This is a genomic window from Porphyrobacter sp. SLTP (genome assembly GCF_009905735.1).
Taxonomy (GTDB): domain Bacteria; phylum Pseudomonadota; class Alphaproteobacteria; order Sphingomonadales; family Sphingomonadaceae; genus Erythrobacter.
Map to the genome: position 1 here is coordinate 312,840 of NZ_JAAALE010000001.1, position 21,887 is coordinate 334,726.

The 21,887-nt window shown below is 64.4% G+C and carries 15 protein-coding genes; 6 read left to right on the top strand and 9 right to left on the bottom strand.

Translation table 11 applies throughout. The features are described 5' to 3' along the window. Window positions 1-148: 148 nt before the first annotated feature. Window positions 149-2,143, top strand: coding sequence for an alpha/beta hydrolase family protein (locus tag GVM20_RS01195; RefSeq protein ID WP_166545471.1), 1,995 nt, complete (start codon window positions 149-151; stop codon window positions 2,141-2,143). Window positions 2,144-2,231: 88 nt separating this feature from the next. On the opposite strand, the gene GVM20_RS01200 is transcribed toward GVM20_RS01195, so the two are convergent. Beyond that, on the bottom strand, window positions 2,232-2,804 hold the full coding sequence (locus GVM20_RS01200; protein WP_166545472.1) for a hypothetical protein: 573 nt from the start codon (window positions 2,802-2,804) through the stop codon (window positions 2,232-2,234). Window positions 2,805-3,053: 249 nt separating this feature from the next. On the opposite strand from GVM20_RS01200, the gene GVM20_RS01205 reads away from it, so the two are divergent. Next, the gene (locus GVM20_RS01205) at window positions 3,054-6,008 is read left to right on the top strand and encodes a TonB-dependent receptor domain-containing protein (RefSeq protein WP_166545473.1); all 2,955 of its coding nucleotides are present in this window, start codon (window positions 3,054-3,056) and stop codon (window positions 6,006-6,008) included. 81 nt (window positions 6,009-6,089) lie between these two features. Here the strand turns inward: GVM20_RS01205 and GVM20_RS01210 are convergent, their stop codons facing one another. The 6 genes from GVM20_RS01210 to GVM20_RS01235 all read right to left on the bottom strand — a co-directional run bounded on the left by GVM20_RS01210 (window position 6,090) and on the right by GVM20_RS01235 (window position 15,832). After that, on the bottom strand, window positions 6,090-7,772 hold the full coding sequence (locus tag GVM20_RS01210) for a tetratricopeptide repeat protein (protein ID WP_166545474.1): 1,683 nt from the start codon (window positions 7,770-7,772) through the stop codon (window positions 6,090-6,092). 16 nt (window positions 7,773-7,788) lie between these two features. Further along, window positions 7,789-8,520 carry a 2OG-Fe(II) oxygenase gene (locus tag GVM20_RS01215; protein ID WP_166545475.1) on the bottom strand — a complete coding sequence of 244 codons (732 nt, stop codon included), beginning with the start codon at window positions 8,518-8,520 and terminating at the stop codon, window positions 7,789-7,791. A gap of 29 nt (window positions 8,521-8,549) precedes the next feature. Next, entirely contained in the window at window positions 8,550-9,146 is a 597-nt protein-coding gene (locus GVM20_RS01220) for a hypothetical protein (RefSeq protein WP_234031779.1), read from the bottom strand. A gap of 42 nt (window positions 9,147-9,188) precedes the next feature. Further along, window positions 9,189-11,069: a tetratricopeptide repeat-containing sulfotransferase family protein gene (locus GVM20_RS01225; RefSeq protein WP_166545476.1), complete on the bottom strand. Its 1,881-nt coding sequence runs from the start codon at window positions 11,067-11,069 to the stop codon at window positions 9,189-9,191. 6 nt (window positions 11,070-11,075) lie between these two features. Beyond that, window positions 11,076-12,617, bottom strand: coding sequence for a putative 2OG-Fe(II) oxygenase (locus GVM20_RS01230; RefSeq protein ID WP_166545477.1), 1,542 nt, complete (start codon window positions 12,615-12,617; stop codon window positions 11,076-11,078). Between the two features lie 71 nt (window positions 12,618-12,688). Beyond that, the gene (locus tag GVM20_RS01235; RefSeq protein WP_166545478.1) at window positions 12,689-15,832 is read right to left on the bottom strand and encodes a TonB-dependent receptor domain-containing protein; all 3,144 of its coding nucleotides are present in this window, start codon (window positions 15,830-15,832) and stop codon (window positions 12,689-12,691) included. Window positions 15,833-16,179: 347 nt separating this feature from the next. Between GVM20_RS01235 and GVM20_RS01240 the strand changes: the two genes are divergently transcribed. The 4 genes from GVM20_RS01240 (at window position 16,180) to GVM20_RS01255 (ending at window position 19,754) form a co-directional block, all read left to right on the top strand. Beyond that, on the top strand, window positions 16,180-17,349 hold the full coding sequence (locus GVM20_RS01240) for an acetyl-CoA C-acetyltransferase (protein WP_166545479.1): 1,170 nt from the start codon (window positions 16,180-16,182) through the stop codon (window positions 17,347-17,349). Between the two features lie 93 nt (window positions 17,350-17,442). Then, window positions 17,443-18,228, top strand: a complete 786-nt coding sequence (locus tag GVM20_RS01245) for an SDR family NAD(P)-dependent oxidoreductase (RefSeq protein WP_166545480.1) — start codon at window positions 17,443-17,445, stop codon at window positions 18,226-18,228. Between the two features lie 172 nt (window positions 18,229-18,400). Continuing rightward, window positions 18,401-19,273 (top strand): crotonase/enoyl-CoA hydratase family protein, encoded by an 873-nt coding sequence (locus tag GVM20_RS01250; RefSeq protein ID WP_166545481.1) that lies wholly within the window; start codon window positions 18,401-18,403, stop codon window positions 19,271-19,273. Next, window positions 19,266-19,754 (top strand): MarR family winged helix-turn-helix transcriptional regulator, encoded by a 489-nt coding sequence (locus GVM20_RS01255; protein ID WP_166545482.1) that lies wholly within the window; start codon window positions 19,266-19,268, stop codon window positions 19,752-19,754. Before GVM20_RS01250 ends, GVM20_RS01255 begins: the two co-directional genes overlap by 8 nt. Window positions 19,755-19,795: 41 nt before the next feature. On the opposite strand, the gene GVM20_RS01260 is transcribed toward GVM20_RS01255, so the two are convergent. Beyond that, the gene (locus GVM20_RS01260; RefSeq protein ID WP_166545483.1) at window positions 19,796-20,791 is read right to left on the bottom strand and encodes a type II secretion system F family protein; all 996 of its coding nucleotides are present in this window, start codon (window positions 20,789-20,791) and stop codon (window positions 19,796-19,798) included. 19 nt (window positions 20,792-20,810) lie between these two features. Next, entirely contained in the window at window positions 20,811-21,782 is a 972-nt protein-coding gene (locus GVM20_RS01265) for a type II secretion system F family protein (RefSeq protein WP_166545484.1), read from the bottom strand. Window positions 21,783-21,887: the final 105 nt, after the last annotated feature.

Consider the following 21,887-nt stretch of genomic DNA (forward strand, 5'->3'; position numbering starts at 1 on the left):
ATGACTACGAAAATGCGGCCTCTCGGCACTTGTCGAGAGGTCGCATTTTTCGTTTAATGGCAGGCGTTCATCCGGCGTTGTCCCTTGGCGTCCGAAAGTTTGCCTCACCTGTTCGGTTCAACAATCTGTCCCCGAGAAAGAACTGATTATGAAACTCGTCAAAGCCACGCTCGCCGCCGCCCTGATCGGCGTTACCGCTGTTGGTCTTGTTACCGCCATGCCTTCGCCGACGCAGGCGCAAGGCGCGATACCGATCGATGTCTGGGCGCTGCGCGATGTCGTCAACGCCGTACAGATTTCGCCGGACGGCAAGCACCTGCTTGTTCACAAGGTCGAAGGTCGCGAAACCGACTATATCCTCGAAATCTATCGCACCGATGATCTGTCGAAGCCGCTGCGCCGCCTGAACGCCGATCCGATGGAAATCATTGCGGCACAGTGGGTCAGCAATGATGTCATTTTCGGCACCGCGTGGCAGGTCAATCGCAAAACGGTGAAGGGCCCTGAAGAAGATGTCCGCGATTACAAGACCTACTCCTACAGTCTTGAATCCAATAAGTTCACCAGTGTCGATGGTAACTTCGGCATCGTCAGCCTGCTACCTAAAGAACCCGACCACGTTCTGGTCAGCACCGGAGCCACGGTTGGTGATGGCACCGGGGTCGATCCCTTGGCCGCCTTCCGCCCGCGCTCTTATTACAGGTTCAACCTGAAGACCGGCGCGCGCGAGCTGGTACTGCGGGGTGGGGGCAAGTTCCCGGTGGTTGACCGCTGGGACAGCGATGGCAACCCCCGCTTCACGCAGGTGCAGGATCGTGAATCCGGAACCGTGGCATCCTATTATCGCTTGCCGGGTGACAGCGAGTGGAAGAAGTTTCAGGAATTCGATCTGAACGATCCCAAGAACCTTTACCGCATTCTTGGCGGATTCCAGGGGATTGCTGGCTTTGACCCGGACAACCCGAACATCGGTTACCTAATCGATAATCAAGACGGGGAAGATAAGGCGGCGCTTTACGAATTCGACTTCACCACCGGCAAGGTCGGCAAGAAGCTATTTCAGGCTGAAGATGCCGACGTGATGGATATCCAGCTCCACTCGATCCCGGGTAACGACAAACTGGTGGCCGCCCGATATTCGGGCCGGATCCTGGAACGCCACTGGTTTGATGAAGAGGAAAAGGCTCTTCACGAGGCTTTGGAAAAGCAGATCCCGCACGCCTACCAAATCAACATTTCCAGCCGTTCGATTGACGGCAAATCGATGATTGTCAGCAACCGCGGCCCTCACGATCCGGGTTCATTCTGGTTGGTCAAGGATGGCAAGCTGGCCAAGTTGGGGAGCCGCAATCCGCTCATTAATCCTGACCAATTGGCGGATGTTGAGTATATTCGTTACAAGGCGCGCGATGGCAGAGTAATCCCGGCTTATGTCACCAAGCCCAAGGGCACCGGGCCCTTCCCACTGATCGTTTTGCCCCACGGCGGCCCGCAGGTGAACGAAATTATCACCTATGACGAGTGGGGCCAGCTGCTCGCCAATGCCGGTTACATGGTGCTTCAGCCGCAGTACCGCATGTCTGTCGGCTGGGGGCAGGACCACTTCGATGCGGCCTATGGCGAACATGGCGGCAAGATGCAGGACGACAAGGACGACGGCGCGCTTTACCTTGTCCAACAGGGCTTGGTCGATCCCAACCGGATGGCGATGTTTGGCTGGTCTTATGGCGGCTATGCCGCGCTCGTTGCGGCCAGTCGCGATCCGCAGATTTACCAGTGCGTGATTGCCGGGGCGGCCGTGGCCGACGCTGAAAAACAGTATTTCGGGCGCCGCGATCCCGATCTCAAAGCGCTGGATGAATGGTCAAGACGCCGCGGCACTATCGGGATCAACCCGATCAACGAAGTCAGCAAGGTCAATATCCCGGTGCTGATGGTCCACGGTGAGGACGACCGCCGCGTGCTGTATTATCATCTCGTCGACTACAAGAAGAAGTTCGAGGCTGCTGGCAAAACCGGTGAATTTATCACCCTCGAAGGCGCCGACCACTTCTACAACACGCTGATGTATACCCACCAGCAGCAGTTTTACACTAAAATGCTCGATTATCTCGCCAATGACTGCGGTCCTGGCGGCTTGTAAGGGACGCGCGAAACTTAAAGCGCAGGGGGCCCGGGCAGCAATGTCCGGGCCCTTTGCTATTGCGAGGCCGCCGGACGGTTGACTGCCATCACATGACGCGGCGGCCCTTGACCCCGATCTGCCCGTTTATGCGGATGAAGTAATAGCCGAGTGATGCCTTCTTGAAGACCACCTTGTCGCCCGGCATGATCGGGTCGATCTTGCGGGGCGGGCTGTTGATTTCCCAGACCGCACCCTCGGCAGTGGTGAAGCGCCACGTGCGGGGGCCGGTCTGGCGACCGCTGGCAATTGTCGTCTCGAACAGGTCCGAAAGCGCAGCCTCCTCTTTGGGTTCGGCCTTCAGCATGTCGATCTCGGGCACGGTGAGGCCAAACAATTGCCGCCGTGTCTTGCGCACCTCCTCCCGATCCACGAGGCGGACTTCGCCCGATTCCACCGCGCCAAGCAGCGCGCCGACCTTGTCGTCATAGCAGACCGCGCGATCAGACGCGTTCGCGATACTGCGGCAGCCGCGTAGACCGTCGAGCAGGGCGGCAGCCCCCTGGACACCGGGAACCTGTGCAACCACCGCCACGCCGCCCGCCAACAGCAGGGCGAAAGCCGCGCCGCCGCGCACAAGCCGGCGGTTCGCACCCCGACGTTTCTCTGACTTGCCGATCATGCGCGAATCTCCTTAGCGACCTTGTGCAGTCCAAGGCACAGCAATGACATCTCTAATCTGCAAACTATTGCAGGTACGATACACTGAACATCCACAGTAATGTAAAGAGACTGTAGCCGTTCTGCCACAGTCTGCAAGCAACTGTGGCTGGCTGGCATCCGGCCAATTGCAGGCGGGAACGCGATTGTCTTAAGCGCCTATCACTACCACGCGGGCACCTCGTCCGCGTGCAAATAGGGGACCTGCAAAATGCAACGCTTCCAAAAGGCATCACTGCTCGCCGGGACAATCATGGCTGGCGCCATGTTCGCAACACCGGCCTACGCTCAGACCGAGACTGTTTCGGACTCGGCTGAAGAAACAACCGAATCCACCGCCATCACCGTCATCGGTTCGCGCATCAAGCGCGCCGACCTCGAGTCGACCAACCCGGTCGCCGTGGTTTCGTCTGAAGAATTCCGCCTGACCGGCGCCGTCAACGTTGAGCAGGTGCTCAACACCCTGCCGCAGGTGCTTCCCGGCGTTACCGGCTTCTCGAACAACCCGGGCAACGGTAACGTCACCCTGAACCTGCGCAACCTCGGCGCCACCCGCACCCTGGTGCTGGTTAACGGCCGCCGCTGGATGCTGTCTGACACCAGCCAGCTGGTTGACGCCAACACCATTCCGCAGTTCCTGCTCAGCAACGTCGAAGTTCTGACCGGCGGCGCCTCGGCCATTTACGGTACCGACGCTGTGTCGGGTGTTGTGAACTTCAACCTGCGTGAAGTTGAAGGTCTTGAGCTGAACGGCACCTACTCGCTGACCGGCGAGGGTGACGGCGCACGTTACCAGTTCAATGCCGCAATCGGTTCGGCGTTCGACGATGGCCGCGGTGCGGTGACCCTGTACAGCTCGTACAGCCGTCGTGACCCGATCTTCCAGGGCGCGCGCGAGTTCTCGCGTCGTGCCGCTGCTGACGGCTGTATCGCACCCGGCAGCGCCGACGCGCAGGGGATCGGTCGTCCGTTCACCGGCGGCATTGCGGCTGCTGGCTGCGCCACCCGCGGTGGTGAGCTTGGCTACCTGCCCGGCGGTTCGCCGACCGGCCCGATCGCAACCATCGTGGCACCGGGTGGCACCTTCATCTTCAACCCCACCGGTGGCGGCACGCGCACGTTCCAGGATCCGGCGGATCTCTATAACTTCGCGCCCGACAACTACCTCCAGCTCGGCCAGGAACGCTACCTCGGTGGTGCCTATGGTCGTTACGAGTTCACGGACGGGATCGAAGCTTACGCCGAAGTCAGCTTCGTTCGTAACGAAGTCCCGACCCAGCTCGCGCCGACCCCGGCCGGTGTCAGCGCTCCGCTGTTCGTGAACAGCCCGTTCTTCAACGACCAGACTCGTGCTGTTCTCAACACGAACCCGGCCAACGCAGCGCTTGGCCCCAACTATCGCGACACGCAGGTGAGCTTCCGCTTCAACCAGCTGTCGGGCCGTATCTCGAACTTCGACCGTGACGCCTTCCGCGTCCTCGGCGGTGTTCGCGGCGACATCACCGACAGCCTGCGTTTCGACGCCTACTACAACTACGCACGCACCACGAACACCGTGCTTCAGCGCGGTAACATCTCGCGCAGCCGTTACATCAACGCGCTGACGGTTGAGTTCGTACCGGGCAGCACCACCGAACTGCGTTGCCAGAGCGCAGCTGCTCGCAGCGCCGGATGTCTTCCGATCAACCCCTTCGGTCTCGGCCTCGCGACCCAAGGTGCGATTGACTACATCTCGGTCAACGCCACCAACGTGACCACTTCGGAGTTGATCAACGGCGTTGCATCGGTCAACGGCGAGCTGTTCAGCCTCGGCCTTGGCGGTGAAGATGTGGCGTTCGCGGCTGGTGTTGAATACCGCAAGGTTCGCGCCGAGTTCATCCCTGACGAATTCCTGTCGTCGGGTGACGTGCTGGGCTTCAACGCCGGTCAGCCGACCGCCGGTTCGTACGATGTGCGTGAAGTCTTCGGCGAATTGCGCATTCCGGTGCTGGAAGACACCATCATCCATCGCCTCGAACTCAACGGCGCGTTCCGTTACTCGGACTACTCGCTCCCGGCCATCGGCGGTACCTTCACCTACAACCTCGGTGGGGACTTCGCGCCGATCGAAGGTCTGCGTTTCCGCGGCACCTACGCTCGTGCGGTGCGCGCGCCGAACACGCAGGATCTGTTCGGCGGTGCGTCGACCGGCTTCCCCGGTGCGATCGACCCCTGCTCGGATCGTGGCCCGGTGGCTCAGCAGACCGCTGAACTGCGTGCCTTCTGCATCCAGTCGGGCGTGCCCGCAGCGAACGTGTTCCAGCGTAGCGTCCAGCCGGCCGCGCAGATTCAGGCGAACTTCGGTGGTAACCCGAACGTGCTTGAGGAAACCTCGGACACCTGGACTGTTGGTGCGGTCATCCAGCCGACCTTCATTCCGCGTCTGAACGTGACTGTCGACTACTTCAACATCGTGATTGACGGCACGATTGGCGTTCTTGGTGGCGGTTTCGCCAACTCGATCGACTTCTGCTTCAACACCATCCGCAACCCCGCCGATCAGCTTTGCCAGCCGTTCTTCGGAACCCGTAACCCGGTCAACGGGGCGCTGGGTGAAACCGCCGGCGGTCGCAACCCGCTGATCGGTTCGGCCAACGTCGGTCGTCTGGAAACCTCGGGTATCGACTTCCAGGTCGATTACTCGGTTCCGCTGTTCGGTGGCGATCTGTCGTTCTTCTACCTCGGCACCTGGCTCGACAAGCTGCGCAACACGCCGCTGCTTCTCGTCCCGGAGCGCGTGAACATCAACGAAGGTACCTTCGGTGCACCGGAGTATCGTCACAATGTTCGCGTGAGCTACTCGGGCGGCCCGCTCACCGCGTCGGTGCGCTGGCGCCATGAGGGCAGCACGCAGGACGGCCGGATCAAGAACACCTTCTCGGGCACCACCCGTACCGGTCTTGATCCTTCGCTGATCCCGACCCCGACCATCGATGCGTACAACTATATCGACCTCGCTCTGAGCGCCGATATCAGCGAAACGCTTCAGCTGAACGCGGGCGTGAACAACCTGTTCGACAAGCAGCCGCCGATCCTCGGCACTGCGCAGGAACAGGCCAACACCCTGCCGAGCTTCTTCGATGTGCTCGGCCGCGACTTCTTCGTGGGTGTGAACTTCCGCTTCTGATCCCGGTCAGAACAGACACATAAAGAGGGGCGGCGGATCACACGATCCGCCGCCCCTTCTTTTTGCCCGAACCCCGGTGCGTCAGACAGCGGCGCTGACGTCGAACGCCACGGTCATGCGCGTGCCTTGGGTGATCGGGCGGGTGCCGTGGTAGAGCGTACTGGGAAACAGCACGAGCGTACCGGGTTGCGGGCGGACCGTGTGCAGGCTGCCGAGACCTTCGGCGAGGCCTGGCGGCGGATTGCCCAGTTCAAGCCACCCGGGCTGGCCGTCGGCGGCCACTTCGTCCGGCACCAGCCAGTAACTGGCCGAGGACAATAGCCCGCGCGGGTGGATATGGGCCGCGTGGTGACCCTGACCGTCGAGCCGGATCGACCAGCTGCCGACAATCGTCCACGGATCATCCCTGTGCGCGAGCAGGGGGTGGCGGGGATCGGCGGGTGGCAGACCGGCGCGATACTCGGCCATCGCCTCGTGAAGGGCCGCTTCGAGCCGTGCGAGTTCCGGTTCGGCGCGCGCAAACAGCGCGCCCTTGGTCTGGCTACCGCGTTTGACCGACTGCCCGATCGGCATGGCCGAATGGCGGTGGAGCGCGGTCAGGAGCGCGGTCAGTTCTGCGCGCTCGCCTTCGTCCAGCGAGAGCGGCAATTGCCGGACCAGCCCTGGCTGGCCGTGAAGCCATTCGTGCCGCGCGTCCCCGCTGAGCCGCCAGCACAGGTCCGTGAGCGCCCAGGCGACCACATCGCCGGGCCGGGCGGCGCGCACCTTGGCCAGTTCAGCCTCCGCCCGCGCGATTTCGCCCAGTCGCAGCCAGTTGCGCCCCCGCGCGGTCGACCATTCGGGCGTCGCCATCCCGGAGAAACAATCGAGCACGCCCTGCGCCTCGTCCGCCGCTCCCGCTTCGCCAAGCGCCACCGCCTGAGTCAGCGCAAGATCGGCGTTTTCGGGCCAGGTGGCGCGCGCACGAGCAAGGATGGCAGCGCTATCCGCAGGCCGGTCGACCCCTTCGAGCGTCTCGGACCAGGCAAGCCATACCTCCGGTCCCGCGCCCTGCTGCGCTGCGACGTGCGCGAAGTGATCGGCAAAGTTCGCATGCTCTCCCGCCGCCCAGCGCAGCTCGGCATGCAGCTTCAGCGCCGCGGTCCAGCCCGGCATGTGGGTGATGAGCGTCGTCGTGCACTCCAACGCCTCATCCATCCTGCCGGCAACTGCGAGTGCTTGTGCGTAGTCAAACAGCAGGTTGGGATCGCCGCGGTTGAGGGTCAAGGCCGTCTCAAGTAGGGGGATCGCATTGGGGGCGCTGCGTTCAAGTGCGAGCCGCGCACGACTGTGGGCGGTCTTGGCCCCGCTTGGATCGAGCGCCACCGCGCGCGCAATGCTGGCTTCGGCCTCCCGGTAACGCATAGCCTGTCGCTCGCTATCGGCACGCACGCGCCAATAGCCCGGATTTTGCGCCGCTACCGCTTCGAGCGGAGCAAGCAGGGCGGCGGCGCGGGCGGGCTGCTCCATGCGGCCAAGCGTGATGGCCGCGTTGATCCCGGCCTCGACCAGATCGGGCGCGAGCGAAAGCGCGCGTTCGAACAGCGCCAAAGCGCGATCCAGCCGCCCCGCTTTGAAGTGAAAATTGCCCGCACTGTTGGCGAGCCGTGCGTCGTGGGGAAAGTCCGCCAGTCCGCGCGCGTACAGGGCGTCCGCCTCGGCATCGCGGCCCTGCGCGGCGAGCTGGCTCGCCGCCATGGCAACGCTTTGCGCGCTTCCCGTCATTGTGCGCCTCTCACGGTCACCGGCTGCGCAGCCACCCTGTCACAGCCATTCGTCCGATGGGCGCGAACGGCGGGACGTAGCTGACCAGATGCGATTGCGGCACGCGAAACAGGTTTAGCGCATTGAAGCGGGGGCGGAAACCTTCGATCACGTCGCCTTCGTCATTCAGGAACAGCAGGTAGCCGCCCCAGTCCGGATGCCAATCGTCGCGCGCGAGGTTCAGCACGTAGGCAACCTCCCACCCTTCGGCGACATGACTGTCGGTGTGGCGGCCAAGATAGTGGCCCGGCGCGAACAGGGTCGCCTGACCATCGGCCTTGACCAGCTGTTCGACGCCGGTGACCTTGCGAACCAGATCCAGAAAATCGGGGGTGTTGAGGTGTTCGAGCAGGATCTCGTGCGCGCCGCCCGGATCCCAGCCTTCGCGGATCGATTCGAGGATCGGATAATGCGCGAAGCGGAAGCCATATTCGCCGCGGGCCGAATGCTGTTCGGCATTTTGCATGGCGTGGCGGAGCGTCTGCTGGCCTTCGGGTGTGCGGCTGTGGGCACCGCGGATGCTGGTGGGCTTTTCGGTCCCGGCGCCAATCGCAATGCCCCAATCCGTACCCCGCGCCAGCACCATCTGGAGTTCGCTGGCGCTTTCCGGGGTCAGCACGTCGCGCAGCTGGACCCGTCCTGTCGCTGCGAAGCGGGCGGCGTAGGCAGGTAGGTCGAGCGCCGGATTGAGTTCGAAAAGGGTCTTCATGTTGTCCTGACTACATCATCAAGCCCGGCTCACCGCACGCGCCGTCCCTTGACGCCCTTCTGGCCATCGATCCGCAGGAAATAGCTGCTGAAGGCGCCGCTCTTGATCTCAAGCGACCTGCCGACCTTGGGCCGCATCAGGCCGGCCGGCATTTCGTCGATCTGCCATTCCGCGCCTTCCGCCGTGGTGATGACGAAGCGGCCGTTCACGTTGCGAACCGCCGCAATGGTGGTGTTGAGCGTGGCGAATTCCTCGGCCTGCTCAGGGTCGTCCTTGTCGCTCTTGCCGCCGAAGATGCCGAGATCGGGAAGGGTGAAGCCAAACAGCTTGCGCCGGGCCTCGCGCACATCCTCACGGTCGACGACCCGCACTTCGCCGTCGCTGCTAGCGGCGACCATGGCTGACACGGCGGTGTCATAGCACGCGAGGCGCTGGGCCGGGTCGGTCTTGGACTGGCACTCGCGCAGCGCGGTGACATAGCTGCTCTCGTCCGCGGCGACCTTGTCTTGAGCGGCGAGCGGCGCGGCGGCACCTGCGGCAATCGCAAGCGCCGCGCAGGCAGCAGCGGCAGCACGGATAGGGGTCATGGTGGTCTCTCCCAGCAAGGGCCGTTCAAGCCCTGTCATTCGCGGCCCTGATTACCCCTGCAAGCGGCCCAAGGCAAACCGTCAGACCTCGTAGCCCATTCTCTCCGCCCAAGGCGCAAGGATCGGCATCACCGGCTCGAGTTGATCGGCATAGCGCCGCCACCGCCCACTCGCGCGGGTGTAAAGCTTCTCGCCGATCTGGGCGTAGCTGGCGGTCTTCACCCGGCCACGTTCTTTCGCGGTTTCCTCATGAGCGAGCAGACGGTCGTTCCAGTCGAGCCCGAGCCAGGACACCAGCGGCTGCAATTCGCCGCGCGAGTCCTCGACCAGCCGCTCGTATCGTACGGCATGGGCGGCAATTGGGAACAGATCGTTCGCCCGGTGCCAGGCGCGGAACACCGCGTCATAGGTGCGTGCGGCTTCCTCAAGATCGGTGAAGCTGCGCATTGCGAAATTGAGCGTGAAATTGGCCATGAAGCAGCTCAGCACCACGTCAGCCGGGTGACGCTCGGCGAGGATGAAGCGGGCGTTCGGGAACATCCGGTGGATTTGCACCGCGCGGGCCATGTTGAGCGGGTGCTTGTCGACTAGCCAGCGCTGGCCGTCCCATCCGTGGCCCACAGCACTGGCGAAGTAGGCCTCACGGAGCTGTCCGCATTGCTGGGGGTTGAGCGCGGCGAGGTCGAAGTCTCCCAACATCCGCAGGATTTCCGCCATCATCGGGCGTTCTTCCAGCACGTGCAGGTCGGGCAGGCCCATCAGCATCGTGTCGAGCAGCGTCGTGCCCGAACGGGGGAAGCCAACAAGAAACACCGGATCGCGCCGCGCCGGATCACCCGCAAGCGGTGGAGCCCAGCGCGCGGCCCATTCCGGCGTCCATCGGACCAGATCAGCCTCGACACTCTCGCGGTATGTCGGCCCGTGACGGGGCGGCGCTTCGGCGATGGCGGCCGCGTTCATGGTCTCGAACGCGGCAAAGGCGCGGGGGACATCGCCGAGCCGCTCGGCGATGTTGCCGATCAGTGCCGCGCGCCGCATCGGGTGGATCGTGGCGGGGATCGCCTCTGCGTGCCGTGCCGCATCCTCGAACCGTCCCTCGCGCTGGGCGAGCCAGGCGTGCAGGAAAGCAACCTCTGGCGGGCAGGCCGCCGGGTCGAGGCTGGCGAGGAAGGCTGCCAGCGCCTCGGTGCGGTTGGTCGCTTCGTAAAGCCGGCCGAGTTCCAGCTGCGCCTCGCCAAAGTCGGGCCATCGCTGCACCGCCGCTTCCAGCACGGTGATTGCTTCGTCGAGCAGTTCGTTATGCGCCAGCGCCATGCCGAGCTCGGTCTGTGCGGCACGACTGTCCGGCGCGACTGCAACCGCATCGCGCGCCACCTTGAGGCGCGGTTCGCCGAGGTCCGCCTGCCGCAGCACATCGGCGAGGTTGAGGTACATTCCCACCTCGTCCGGCTGATAGGTGATCGCGTGTTCGAAGGCATTGATCGCCTGATCGAAATGGCCGGCAGCGGCGTGGATATTGCCGAGATTGTTCCAGCTGGCCGCATCCGCCGGCTCACCCTGAAGCACGCGGCCATAGGCCTGCACGGCCAGCGCCATCTCACCGCGCTGCTGGCGCACCCAGGCCTCGATCCGGGCGAGGGCGGGCAGGTCTGACCCCTGCGCCAGCACCAGCGCCTCGTCCTCGCGGCCCGCCGCGAGCAGCGCGCGTGCCAGATCGCCGCGAATTTCGATGTCATCGGGCCGCAGCCGCGCGAGCGTATCGAGATGCGTTACCGCGCGCGGCGCATCACCCAGTTCGAGCGCGGCGAGGCCCGCAATCGCGAGGAAGGGCGCACCCGCCTCGGTCGCCGCAGCATGGCCCTCTGCCAATGCCAGTGCGCCAGCGGCATCACCCGCTTGGCGCAGGCGGATCGCCTCGGTCAGAGCCGGGGGGAGCGCCGCGGTGGGGGTGGCCTGATACATGTCGCGTCAATCCTGTAGAGCATTGGCCTGTCGGGGACGGGCAATATCGAAGGCGACGGTCAGTCGCTCGCCTTGCGGGAAGGGGCGCGTACCATGCCACATGGTGGATGGGAACAGCACCAGACGCCCCGGTTTGGGTTCAATCACTTGGAGCGGCGCGAGGCCGGGCACAAGGTCACGCGCCTCGCCGAGCGAGAGCCAGCCGGCGTGATCATTCGTCCCCTCTTGCCCGCCAGCGCCCATCGTTTCGGGCAGCGCGAGGTACAGCGCCGAACTGAACCAGCCCTGCGGATGGACGTGATCGGTGTGGAACCCGGCGTTCTCCAGCCTGACCGACCACGATCCGGCGATCCGCACCGGAGCGCGGGTTGCGGGAAGGGTAGGGTGCCCGGCTTCGGGTGAGGGCAGTTGGGCGATATGCTGCGCGACGATGGCGAGCAGCCGCGCCTTGAGATCGCGGATCGGCGGCTCGATGCGCAGCAGGAGGTTGCCGTCGGTCTGCGTTCCGCCGCGCACCGACTGGTCGAGCGGGGCCGCCTTGGCATGATGCAACCCGCGCAGATGCGCGGCCAGGGCGGCGAGTTCTTCGGGCGTGAAGCCGATGTCATAGACCCCGACCAGTCGCGGATCGCTCTCAAGCCACTGCGCGCGGGCGTCGCCGGTCATGCGCCACGCCAGCGACAGATAGGGCCACAGCGCCAGGGCCCCGGGTTGGCTGACGCGGGGTTCAAGCAGCGCGGCCGCAGGGCCGGGCTGGTTGCGGCGGATCAGGTGGCGGGCGTGCATCCACGCCTCGTTCGGGTCCGCCGGCAGACCGGCGGCGGCAAAATGCGGATCAGCCGCGTCGGGCTGGCCGCTTTCCGACGCGATATGGCCGGTCATCAGGCTGAGCCAGCGTTGCGGTCCCAGCACCGCCTGCGCTTGTGAGGCAGCTGCGGCCGCGCGCGGGAGATCGCGGGCTTGCAGGGCGAGTGAGATGGCGAGGTGGTGCAGTTCGGGCGCGCGCGGATGGCGGGCCAGCGCCGCACCGAGGCTGGCGAGCGGGTCTTCGCCCATCTGCCCGCGCAAACCGGCAAGGCTGCGATGCCCGTCGAGCCACAGGGGGTTGGCGGACAGGACGCCGGACAGGAGCGCGATGCCGTCCTCTGCCCGTCCCTCGGCCAGCAGGGCGGCGGCATGGCCTAGCAGGATTCCCCCGTCCTTTGGCGCGAGCGGGGCGGCGGCGGCGAACAGGTCGGCGGCGGGCAGCCCGGCTTCGAGCGCGGTGCGCGCGTGCGAATGGGCGATCAAACCGTCCCGGGGGGCGAGGGTGGCTGCGGCACGGAACGCTTCGTAGGCGGCGAGACTCTCCCCGCAGGCGCGGGCGGTGAGGCCGAGCAATTGCTGGGCCTGCGCATTGTCCGGGTGGCGCGCGGCGAGCTTGCGCGCGTGGGGCAGGAGCAGTTCGGGAAAATCCGCGTTGATGAGGGCAAGGCCTGCACCCAGCGCGGCAGCAGGGTCGGCCTGCGGGAATTGCGCAATCCGGGCGAGGGCTTCGGCGTGCTGCAAAGTGACTGGTTCCCTGAAACGAAAATGGCGGGCCTTTCGGCCCGCCATCTCGTGTCTAACGGTTCGGACGCTTAGAAATCAAGCGTCACGCCCGCGAACAGGTAACGACCCAGCGCATCATACTGCTGCGCATAGACGTTGCCGTTGCACGAACCCGCCGGGCAAGCCTGCGAGCCGGTCGTCGGCGGTGCCTTGTCGAGCACGTTGTTCGCACCGAGGACGAAGTTGAAGTTGTCCCCTGCAGCGAAGGTGAAGGTCAGGTCGAAGTAGTTGACGGCGTCGAAGCCGGCAGCACCCGGACGGGCCACACCACCCGGAGCCGGACCAGTGCCGCTCGGGTTGTTGAGGTTGGTGTTCGGATCGACAGCGTCAAGCGAGACGCCATCGAAGTAACGCCAACGGACCGAGGCACCGAAGCCGTTGCGGAAGTTGAAGCCGAGACGGGCCTGGTGGCGCCACTCGGGGTTCGGCTGACCGCAAACGTTACCGTACAGACCCACGCAATCGAAGGTCTGGTCGAGACCCGGAATGCTGACCCCCGTGTCGGTCACCAGCTCATCGAGGTAGGTGCCGAGGAAGTTGAAGGTCAGGGTGCCGAGATCGCCGATTTCGGTGCTGTAGTTGACCTGGGCGTCGATACCCGAAGTCGAGAAGCCACCGATGTTCTGCGTGACGTTGGTCGTGAAACCAGCCGCCGAGCGCCACAGCGAGCCCGAGGGATCGCGGTTGATGAGGCCGCAGAAGAACGGATCAGCTGTCGACGTACAAGCCGCCAGGATGGTGTCCGAACCGATGCCGCCGATCGCCTGCGAAATGTCGATGTTGAAGTAATCGACGCTGGCGGTGAAGCCAGGCAGGAAGGTCGGGGTCAGCACCACGCCGCCGGTGTAGGTATCGGCGACTTCAGGGTTGAGGCTGAGGTTACCACCAACGAAGCCGTTGTACTGGTCAGCCGGGTTCGGAGCGACGAACTGGCCAACGCTCAGGCCCTGGGCCAGACAGCCGGTGTTTGCGGCCGTGATGACGAAGCCAGCACAGGGATCCGACGAGCCGTCAAGCGCGACGAGGTTCGGAGCGAACAGATCCTGCACCGTCGGCGCACGGACCGCACGGTTGTAACCACCGCGGATGCGGATGTCGCGGGTCGGAGCGAACTCACCTTCGATCTTGTAGGTGTCGGTGTTCACGCCGGTGCTGTAATCCGAATAACGGTAACCGCCGGTGATGGTGAAGTCATACACCCAGCTGTCCTGCGCGATCGGGATACGGACTTCGGTGAAGAATTCCTTCACGTCGAAGCTGCCGCTGACCGGAAGGGTCGCCGCGCCCTGACCGGCAAGGTCGCCGGTGCTGAACGCCGAGTCCGAGCTGAACTGGAGGCTTTCCTTGCGGTATTCCGCACCGAACACGACATCCACGCCCTGGTCGGACCAGGGAGTCTTGAGGCCGTATTCACCCAGCGAACCCGACAGGAACGCGTTGGCGACCTGCTGGCTCACGACGCCGCGCGAGAAGCCCGGAGTGGCGAGGTACTGGACCGATGCCTGCGACGGAGCAACAGTGCCCGGCGAGAAGATGTCCCACGGCACGCAGTTCGGATCCGAACCGTCGAGCGTCGAACGGCAGACGGGGGTACCGCCGGGGCCGGTCACGACATCGAGGGCACGGCCGAGACGCGTGACCGAGAAATCGTTCAGGTAGGTCTGGGCGTAGTTGTTACGGCCATACTGGTAGAACGCATCATACGACCAAGCCGGCGACAGTTCACCCTTCACACCGATGACGGCGCGATAGCTGACGTGCTGCAGGTCGTCCTGACGACCGCCACCTTCGACGTTGCGACGCAGGATCTGCGCGAAGGCACGGTTGTAGGTGGTGCCGGTCAGCGGATCGATGAAGTTGAACGGCGTGGTCGGCAGCAGGGGTTCACCCAGGCCGCGAGCGACACGGGCAGCGTTTTCGGCTGCGACGTTACCGGTCACGGTGAAGGCATCACCCGGCAGCGGGCTGACGAGCAGGTTGCCAGCGTTGCAGAAGCTGGTGCGCTGACCAGCCGAGAGCAGCGGGTTGTCGCAGTTGATCGACAGGGTGTTACCGAAGTTACCCGACGGAGCGATCTGGGCGACCGTACGGTCGTCCATGAACATGAACTCCATGTACGGCTTGATCGCGCTCGAGATTTCGTAATCGGCGAACACACCGGCGGTGTAGCGTTCGTCGGGACGCTGGAAGTAGTTCAGCGGACCGAAGTTGTACGGCGTGAAGCCGGGGAGCAGGGTGCGGTTCGGGCCGAACTGCGCGGTGCTCGAAGTGAAATCAGCGCCGGTGCCGGTGTTGAAGAACACGGTGCCGGTGGCCGAGGTGGCCGAGCCGCCGCAGTTGTACGCGCGACCAAGGGTCGTCGTGGCAGCGGCAGTATTCGCCGAGAGCGAGCAAGCCGAGTAATCGCGACGAGCCTGAAGCACCGGATCGATCTTGCGGTAGCCGGCATAGGCGGTGACGCGGCCGCGGCCATCGTCGAAGCTGCTGCCGAAGGCAACGGTACCATCGAAGGTGCCGCCATCGGTGACCATGCCAGTCGGGTAGCCGAAGCCACGCGCATCATTCGCGCCGCGAATGTCGTTCGAGGAACGGTTGTTGTGGTTGTAAACGCCGTAGTTGAGGTTGACCTTGAAGCCTTCAAAGTCGGTGTCGAGCACGAAGTTCACAACGCCCGCGACAGCGTCAGCACCGTACACCGACGAAGCACCGCCGGTCAGCACATCGACGCGCTCAATCAGAGCGGCGGGGATGAAGTTGATGTCGGCAGCCGAAGTGCTGGGCGTGCCCGGCGCCATGCGGCGGCCGTTGATCAGAACCAGCGTACGCTCCGGCCCGAGACCGCGAAGGTCGAGGGTGGCGATACCGCTTGCGCCGTTGGCGATGTTACCGCCCTGAGCAGCGAACACCTGCGGCAGCGAGTTGATGAGGTCTTCCACGCGGGTCGTACCGGTGAGGGCGAATTCCTCGGCGGTCACGACGGTGACGGGGCTGGCCGATTCCAGGTTCGGCGAACGCAGACGGGTGCCGGTGACGACAATGCCTTGGCCCGGCTCTTCAGCCTCTGCGGTGCTGTTCGTGGTAACGTCGGCATCCTGCGCATAGGCAGGAGCGGCGACTGTCAGGGCGATGACGGCAGTTGCCGCACCAGCCTTGAGAAGCGCGTGCTTCTTCATGGTGGTCTTCCTCCTCTAGGTTTGACCAAGTCAATTGACACTTCAAACGTCAAGGGCGCACGACAAAATGGAGCCGGGGCCCTCTCCGACCTGCCGAATGCTCCATGCCTTTGCGCAGTGCAAACGCAATTCGCCCGGACCCGCCCGCTTGCCCGCCGCGTGTTACGCATCTGCAACAGTTGGAAGTTAAGCGATCACGCGAGGGAGACCGGCATTCTGTCACTTTTGCCCGCTTGATTTGCGCGGGGGCCTTCAATAGGCGCATTGTGGTAAGCGAGTGGCGAAGCGAAACTGATTAAGCGCCGCGCGCCCGGCCCCTTCGCGGGGGCCTGCCAAAGGAGAGAGACATGACCACAGCCTATATTGTCGAAGCCGTCCGCACCGCCGGTGGACGCCGCGGCGGGCGTTTGGCCGGGGTGCACCCGGTTGACCTGCTGGCAAAATCATTGGACGCGATCGTTGAGCGCAGCGGGATTGATCCGGCCGCCATCGATGACGTCGTCACCGGGTGCGTGTCTCAGGCGGGCGAACAGGCGATGCAGGTCGGCCGCATGGGTGTGCTCGCCTCGAAGCTGCTCCCGCAATCGACCCCGGCGGTGACAATTGACCGCCAGTGCGGTTCCTCACAGCAGGCGATCCAGTTTGCCGCGCAGGCGGTGATGAGCGGAACGCAGGACGTGGTGATCGCGAGCGGCGTCGAAAGCATGACCCGCGTGCCGATGGGCTCCAACGTCACGCTGCACATGAAGGAAGGCCTCTACAGCAAGGCCGCGGGCCTTGAGGAAAAGTTCCCCGGCATCAACTTCAGCCAGTTCGTCGGCGCCGAGATGATCGTCAAGAAGCATGGCTTCACCAAGGACGATCTCGACCGGTTTGCCTTCAGCAGCCACCAGAAGGCCATCGCCGCGACAAAGGCTGGCGCGTTCGAGCGTGAGATCGTCGTCATCGAGGTCGAGACCGCTGAAGGCACCCAGTTCCACGCCATCGACGAAGGCATCCGCTTCGACGCGACGCTGGAAGGCATCGCGGGCGTGAAGCTGATCAGCCCCGATGGTGCGCTGACGGCAGCATCGGCGAGCCAGATTTGCGACGGTTCCTCGGCAGTGCTGGTGGTGTCCGAAGCGGCGCTGAAGGCGCATGGCCTCACCCCGCTGGCCCGCATCCACAACCTGACCGTGACGGCGGGCGATCCGGTGATCATGCTCGAAGAACCGCTGTTCGCGACCGACAAGGCGCTCCAGCGCGCCGGCCTGACCATTGACGACATCGACCTGTTCGAAGTCAACGAGGCCTTCGCCAGCGTCCCGCTCGCCTGGCTGAAGCACACCGGCGCCGATCCGGCCAAGCTCAACGTCAACGGCGGCGCGATTGCGCTGGGCCACCCGCTGGGTGCGAGCGGCACCAAGCTGATGGCGACGCTGGTTCACGCCCTGCGCGCGCAGGGCAAGAAGTACGGCCTCCAGACGATGTGCGAAGGCGGCGGCGTCGCCAACGTCACGATCATCGAGGCGCTTTGACTTTTTTGTGAGTCCCCGCGACGGCGGGGACCTCGTGCCAATCCGACTGACGCCCCCGCTTGCGCGGGGGCGCGCAACAAGAGGAATGTGAGAATGGAAGTTTCAGCCAACACCCCCGCCGTCGTCACCGGCGGCGCCTCGGGCCTCGGTGCCGCCACCGCCCGTGCGCTGGCCGCCAAGGGCGCGAAGGTCGCGATCTTCGACATGAACGAGGAAAAGGGCGAAGCCCTCGCTGCCGAAATCGGCGGCGTGTTCTGCAAGGTCAATGTGACCAGCGATGAAGACGTGGATGCCGGTTTCGCCAAGGCCCGCGCCGCCCATGGTCAGGAGCGTATCCTCGTCAACTGCGCCGGGATCGGCAACGCGATCAAGACCGCCAGCCGCTCCAAGGAAGATGGCTCGATCAAGCACTTCCCCATCAGCGCGTTCGATTTTGTCATTCAGGTGAACCTGATCGGCACCTTCCGCTGCATCGCCAAGTCGGCCGCCGGCATGATGACGCTCGATCCGCTCGACGAATTCGGTGAGCGCGGCGCGATCGTCAACACCGCCTCCGTGGCGGGCGAGGACGGCCAGATCGGCCAGGCCGCGTACTCGGCGTCGAAGGCTGGCGTAATCGGCATGACTCTGCCCATCGCGCGTGACCTCATGAACGAAGGTATCCGCGTCAACACCATCCTGCCGGGCATCTTCGACACCCCGCTGCTCGCCGCCGCGCCGCAGAACGTGCGCGATGCGCTGGCCGCATCGGTGCCGTTCCCCAAGCGCCTCGGCATGCCGGTGGAATATGCCAAGCTCGCCATGACCATGATCGAAACCGGCTATTTCAACGGCGAAGACGTGCGCCTCGACGGCGCGATCCGCATGGCGCCGCGCTGATCCGGTGTGAGTCCCCGCGCAGGCGGGGACCTCGGGTGTCGTTGTGCCAAGCCTGACGAGGCCCCCCGCCTGCGCGCGGGTGCACTGTGAAAGGAAAGCCCTCGCTTTTGCGGGGGTTTTCTTTTGTCCGCAGCGTGGCATCACAGGCAGCATATCAGGAGAGGGATTTCGCATGACCGAGTACACCCAGATCATCGTCAGCAAGGCCGATGGCATCGCCACCATTACCCTCAACCGCCCGGAGAAGATGAACGCCTACACCCGCACGATGGGTGAGGAGATTATCGCCGCGATGGATGATATCGACGCGGATGATGCGGTGCGGGCGGTGATCTTCACTGGCAGCGGCGAACGGGCGTTCTGTGCTGGCGCTGACCTCACGCCTGAAGGCGGGGGGCAGGTGTTTTCCGATCCGACGCAGGTCGACGACCTGTCCGATGCCCGCGTGCGCGATGGTGGGGGATTGCTGACGCTCAGGCTGTTTGAATCCAAGAAGCCGCTGATCTCCGCCTGCAACGGCGTTGCGGTGGGCGTGGGGGCGACGATGCAGCTCGCGATGGACATCCGCCTTGCCAGCAGCACGGCGCGTTACGGTTTCGTGTTCGCGCGGCGCGGGATCGTCCCCGAAGCCGCGTCGAGCTGGTTCCTGCCGCGGCTTGTCGGCATCGCGCAGGCGCTGGAGTGGTGCTACACTGGCCGCATCTTTGATGCCGAGGAAGCCAAGTCGGGCGGTCTCGTGCGATCCATCCACGCACCCGCCGATCTGCTGCCTGCCGCCCAAGCGCTCGCCCGCGAGATTGCCGACAACACCTCTTCGATTTCGGTGGCCATGACGCGGGCGATGATGTGGCGGCTGTCCAGCGCCGATCACCCGATGGAAGCGCACAAGATCGATAGCCGCGCGATCTATCGCCTCAGCCGCGGCGGTGACGCCAAGGAGGGGATCGCCAGCTTCCTTGAAAAGCGCGCACCCAGCTATCCCGGCAAGGTCAGCGCCGACATGCCTGATTTCTACCCGTGGTGGGATGCGCGCCCCTATGAATGATGAGGCCGGCGAGGGGGCCGGCAATCTGGCCGGATTCCTGCCGTACCAGCTTTCGGTCGCGTCAAACGCGGTCAGCAGCCTGATTGCCGAGCGGTATCGCAAGCGCTTCGGGCTGAAGATCCCCGAATGGCGGGTGATGGCGGTGCTAGGCGATGCGGGCCAGATGACCCAGCGCGCCCTGACCGCCGCGACCGTGATGGACAAGGTTGCGGTCAACCGCGCGGTCAAGGTGCTGGAAGAGCGCGGGCTGATCGCGCGCGTGCCCAATCCCGAGGATGGCCGCTCGCACCTCTTGGCGCTGACGGGTGAGGGGCGGGCGATCCATGCCGAAGTGATGCCACTCGCCCGCGCGACCGAGCGTGAGCTGCTGGCCGATCTGGCGCCGGGCGAGGAGGAGGCGCTGCGCCGCCTGCTTGCGGGCCTGCGCGCGCGCGCCATGCGACTTGCGCGCCATACGGGTGAAGGGCCGGAGCAGGGATAATCCCACTCCGGCCCTTCGGGGTTGGCTCGTTTGTCTCGTTGCTATTTGATCAGGTTGTCCGAGATCGAACAGGCTGCCGGTCCGAGAATAACCACGAACAGCGTCGGCAGAATGAACACGATCAGCGGTACGGTCATGATCGCAGGCAGTCGCGCGGCCTTTTCCTCGGCGCGCATCATGCGCTCGTTGCGGAATTCGGCCGATAGCACGCGCAGCGCGGACGCGAGCGGGGTGCCGTAGCGTTCGGTCTGGATCATGGTGGTCACCACGCCCTTCACCGCATCCAGATTGACGCGGTAGGCGAAGTTGTTGAACGCCATCTTGCGCTCGTTGAGGAAGCTCAACTCGATCGCGGTCAGGGCAAATTCGTCCCCCAATTCGGGATAGGCGCGGCCCAGTTCCTTGGCGACGCGGTTGAAGGCGGCGTCGACGGTCAGACCGGCCTCGGCGCAGATCACCAGCAAGTCGAGCGCATCAGGCAGGCCCTTCTGGATTTCCTTGGTGCGCTTGTCGGCCTTGTTCTTGAGGAAGATTTCGGGGCCCTTGTAAGCCATGAACACGCTGCCGCCAAACACAGCGAGGCGCTTCATCGGGCCCCACTCGGGCCAGAAGTCGACCCAATAGATCAGCAAGCCCATCACCAGGCCAATGATGATCGGCAGAATGGCGCGCGCGACGATGATCAGCACCGCCCATTCCTTGTTGCGATAACCGGCGTGCGCCATCTTCTGCTGGATCGCCTGGATCTGGCTTTCCTGCAACACGTTGAGACGGCCGAGGCTGTCCTTCATCTTGTCGGTCGTGTCGGTGCGGCGCACGAGGCTGGTGCGCTTCTTCGAGGACGAGGTGACAATCCCTGCCTTCAGCTGTTCGCGCCGCGCCTCAAGCGCCTTAACCCGCTTGGCCATCGGGTCACGGATCGTGAGCGCGGCATAGATCGCCAGCATCACGGCAAAGGCGGCAAGGCCAGCGAGCAGCGTACCGACGAGGATGACGTCGAAGCCAAGCAGGGTCGGACCAGTGGGTTGGTTGATCATGATGTTTTCCGCCCCGCCATCAGATTTCGAAATTGACCATTTTGGCCATCATCATCACGCCGACGCCCATCCACACCCCGGCACCCAGGCCGGTCGCGATCAGTCGATCATCGGTGAAGAAGGTGCCCATGTAGCCCGGGTTGATCATGAAAATCGCGCCGAACACGAGGAACGGCAGCGAGCCGACGATATAGGCCGAAGCCTTGGATTCCGAGCTCATCGCACGGATCTTGAGCTTCATCTGCGCGCGCTGGCGCAGCACGTTGGCGAGGTTCGACAGGGTTTCGGCCAGGTTGCCCCCCGTCTCGCGCTGGATCGCAAGCGTGATGGTGAAAAAGTTGAATTCCGCAATGCCCAGCTTGTCGGCGGTATCCTGGAGGGCGTCCTCCATGGTCTTGCCGACCTTCATGCGGTCGATCACGGTCTTGAATTCATAGCCAACCGGGCCAGGCACCTCGGTCGAGACGATGCCGAGCGTCTCGGCCACCGGCAGGCCGGAGCGCAGGCCGCGGACCAGAAGTTCGATCCCGTCCGGGAATTTGGTGATGAAGGCGTTGGTGCGCTTGTTGATGAGGTGACCGACCACCATGTGCGGAAGGCCCGCGCCAATCAGCAGGCCGATCCCAAGCGACAGCATCGGCGCGCGGCTGAGCACGAACATCACCACCGCGATCCCGAGCGCGAGGCCGAGCGAACCATAGATATATTGCGATACGGTCCAGTCCTTGCCGGTGCGGTTCAGGCGCATGGCCAACGCTTCGGTGCGCGAGCCCGAGCCTGCGACACGATAGGCCTTGGGCTTGCGGGCAGCGACAGCGCGCTTGAACTGCGCATCAACCTTCGCATCGACGCTTTCCGAGTGGCGGTAGCGCAGCGCCTGCATCCGGCGCTTCTGGGATTTGGCCGCGCCCGAACCGGCGATCATCGCGTAGCCCATGACCAGCACGGAGAAGATCACCAGCGTGATGAGCAGGGTTTGGATAATGGCCATGTCTAAGCTTCCTGCCTGGTTCCGCCGGGCTGCGGCGGCGCAAATCCTGTGTCACTGCGCCGGCGGCGGGGCACCTGAGCGCCCCGCGCCGTGTGCGCAGATTTC

Coding starts and splice junctions, on each gene's coding strand:
- GVM20_RS01195 (WP_166545471.1), top strand. CDS start 149: ATGAAACTCGTCAAAGCCACGCTCGCCGCCGCCCTGATCGGCGTTACC.
- GVM20_RS01200 (WP_166545472.1), bottom strand. CDS start 2,804: ATGATCGGCAAGTCAGAGAAACGTCGGGGTGCGAACCGCCGGCTTGTG.
- GVM20_RS01205 (WP_166545473.1), top strand. CDS start 3,054: ATGCAACGCTTCCAAAAGGCATCACTGCTCGCCGGGACAATCATGGCT.
- GVM20_RS01210 (WP_166545474.1), bottom strand. CDS start 7,772: ATGACGGGAAGCGCGCAAAGCGTTGCCATGGCGGCGAGCCAGCTCGCC.
- GVM20_RS01215 (WP_166545475.1), bottom strand. CDS start 8,520: ATGAAGACCCTTTTCGAACTCAATCCGGCGCTCGACCTACCTGCCTAC.
- GVM20_RS01220 (WP_234031779.1), bottom strand. CDS start 9,146: ATGACAGGGCTTGAACGGCCCTTGCTGGGAGAGACCACCATGACCCCT.
- GVM20_RS01225 (WP_166545476.1), bottom strand. CDS start 11,069: ATGTATCAGGCCACCCCCACCGCGGCGCTCCCCCCGGCTCTGACCGAG.
- GVM20_RS01235 (WP_166545478.1), bottom strand. CDS start 15,832: ATGAAGAAGCACGCGCTTCTCAAGGCTGGTGCGGCAACTGCCGTCATC.
- GVM20_RS01240 (WP_166545479.1), top strand. CDS start 16,180: ATGACCACAGCCTATATTGTCGAAGCCGTCCGCACCGCCGGTGGACGC.
- GVM20_RS01245 (WP_166545480.1), top strand. CDS start 17,443: ATGGAAGTTTCAGCCAACACCCCCGCCGTCGTCACCGGCGGCGCCTCG.
- GVM20_RS01250 (WP_166545481.1), top strand. CDS start 18,401: ATGACCGAGTACACCCAGATCATCGTCAGCAAGGCCGATGGCATCGCC.
- GVM20_RS01255 (WP_166545482.1), top strand. CDS start 19,266: ATGAATGATGAGGCCGGCGAGGGGGCCGGCAATCTGGCCGGATTCCTG.
- GVM20_RS01260 (WP_166545483.1), bottom strand. CDS start 20,791: ATGATCAACCAACCCACTGGTCCGACCCTGCTTGGCTTCGACGTCATC.
- GVM20_RS01265 (WP_166545484.1), bottom strand. CDS start 21,782: ATGGCCATTATCCAAACCCTGCTCATCACGCTGGTGATCTTCTCCGTG.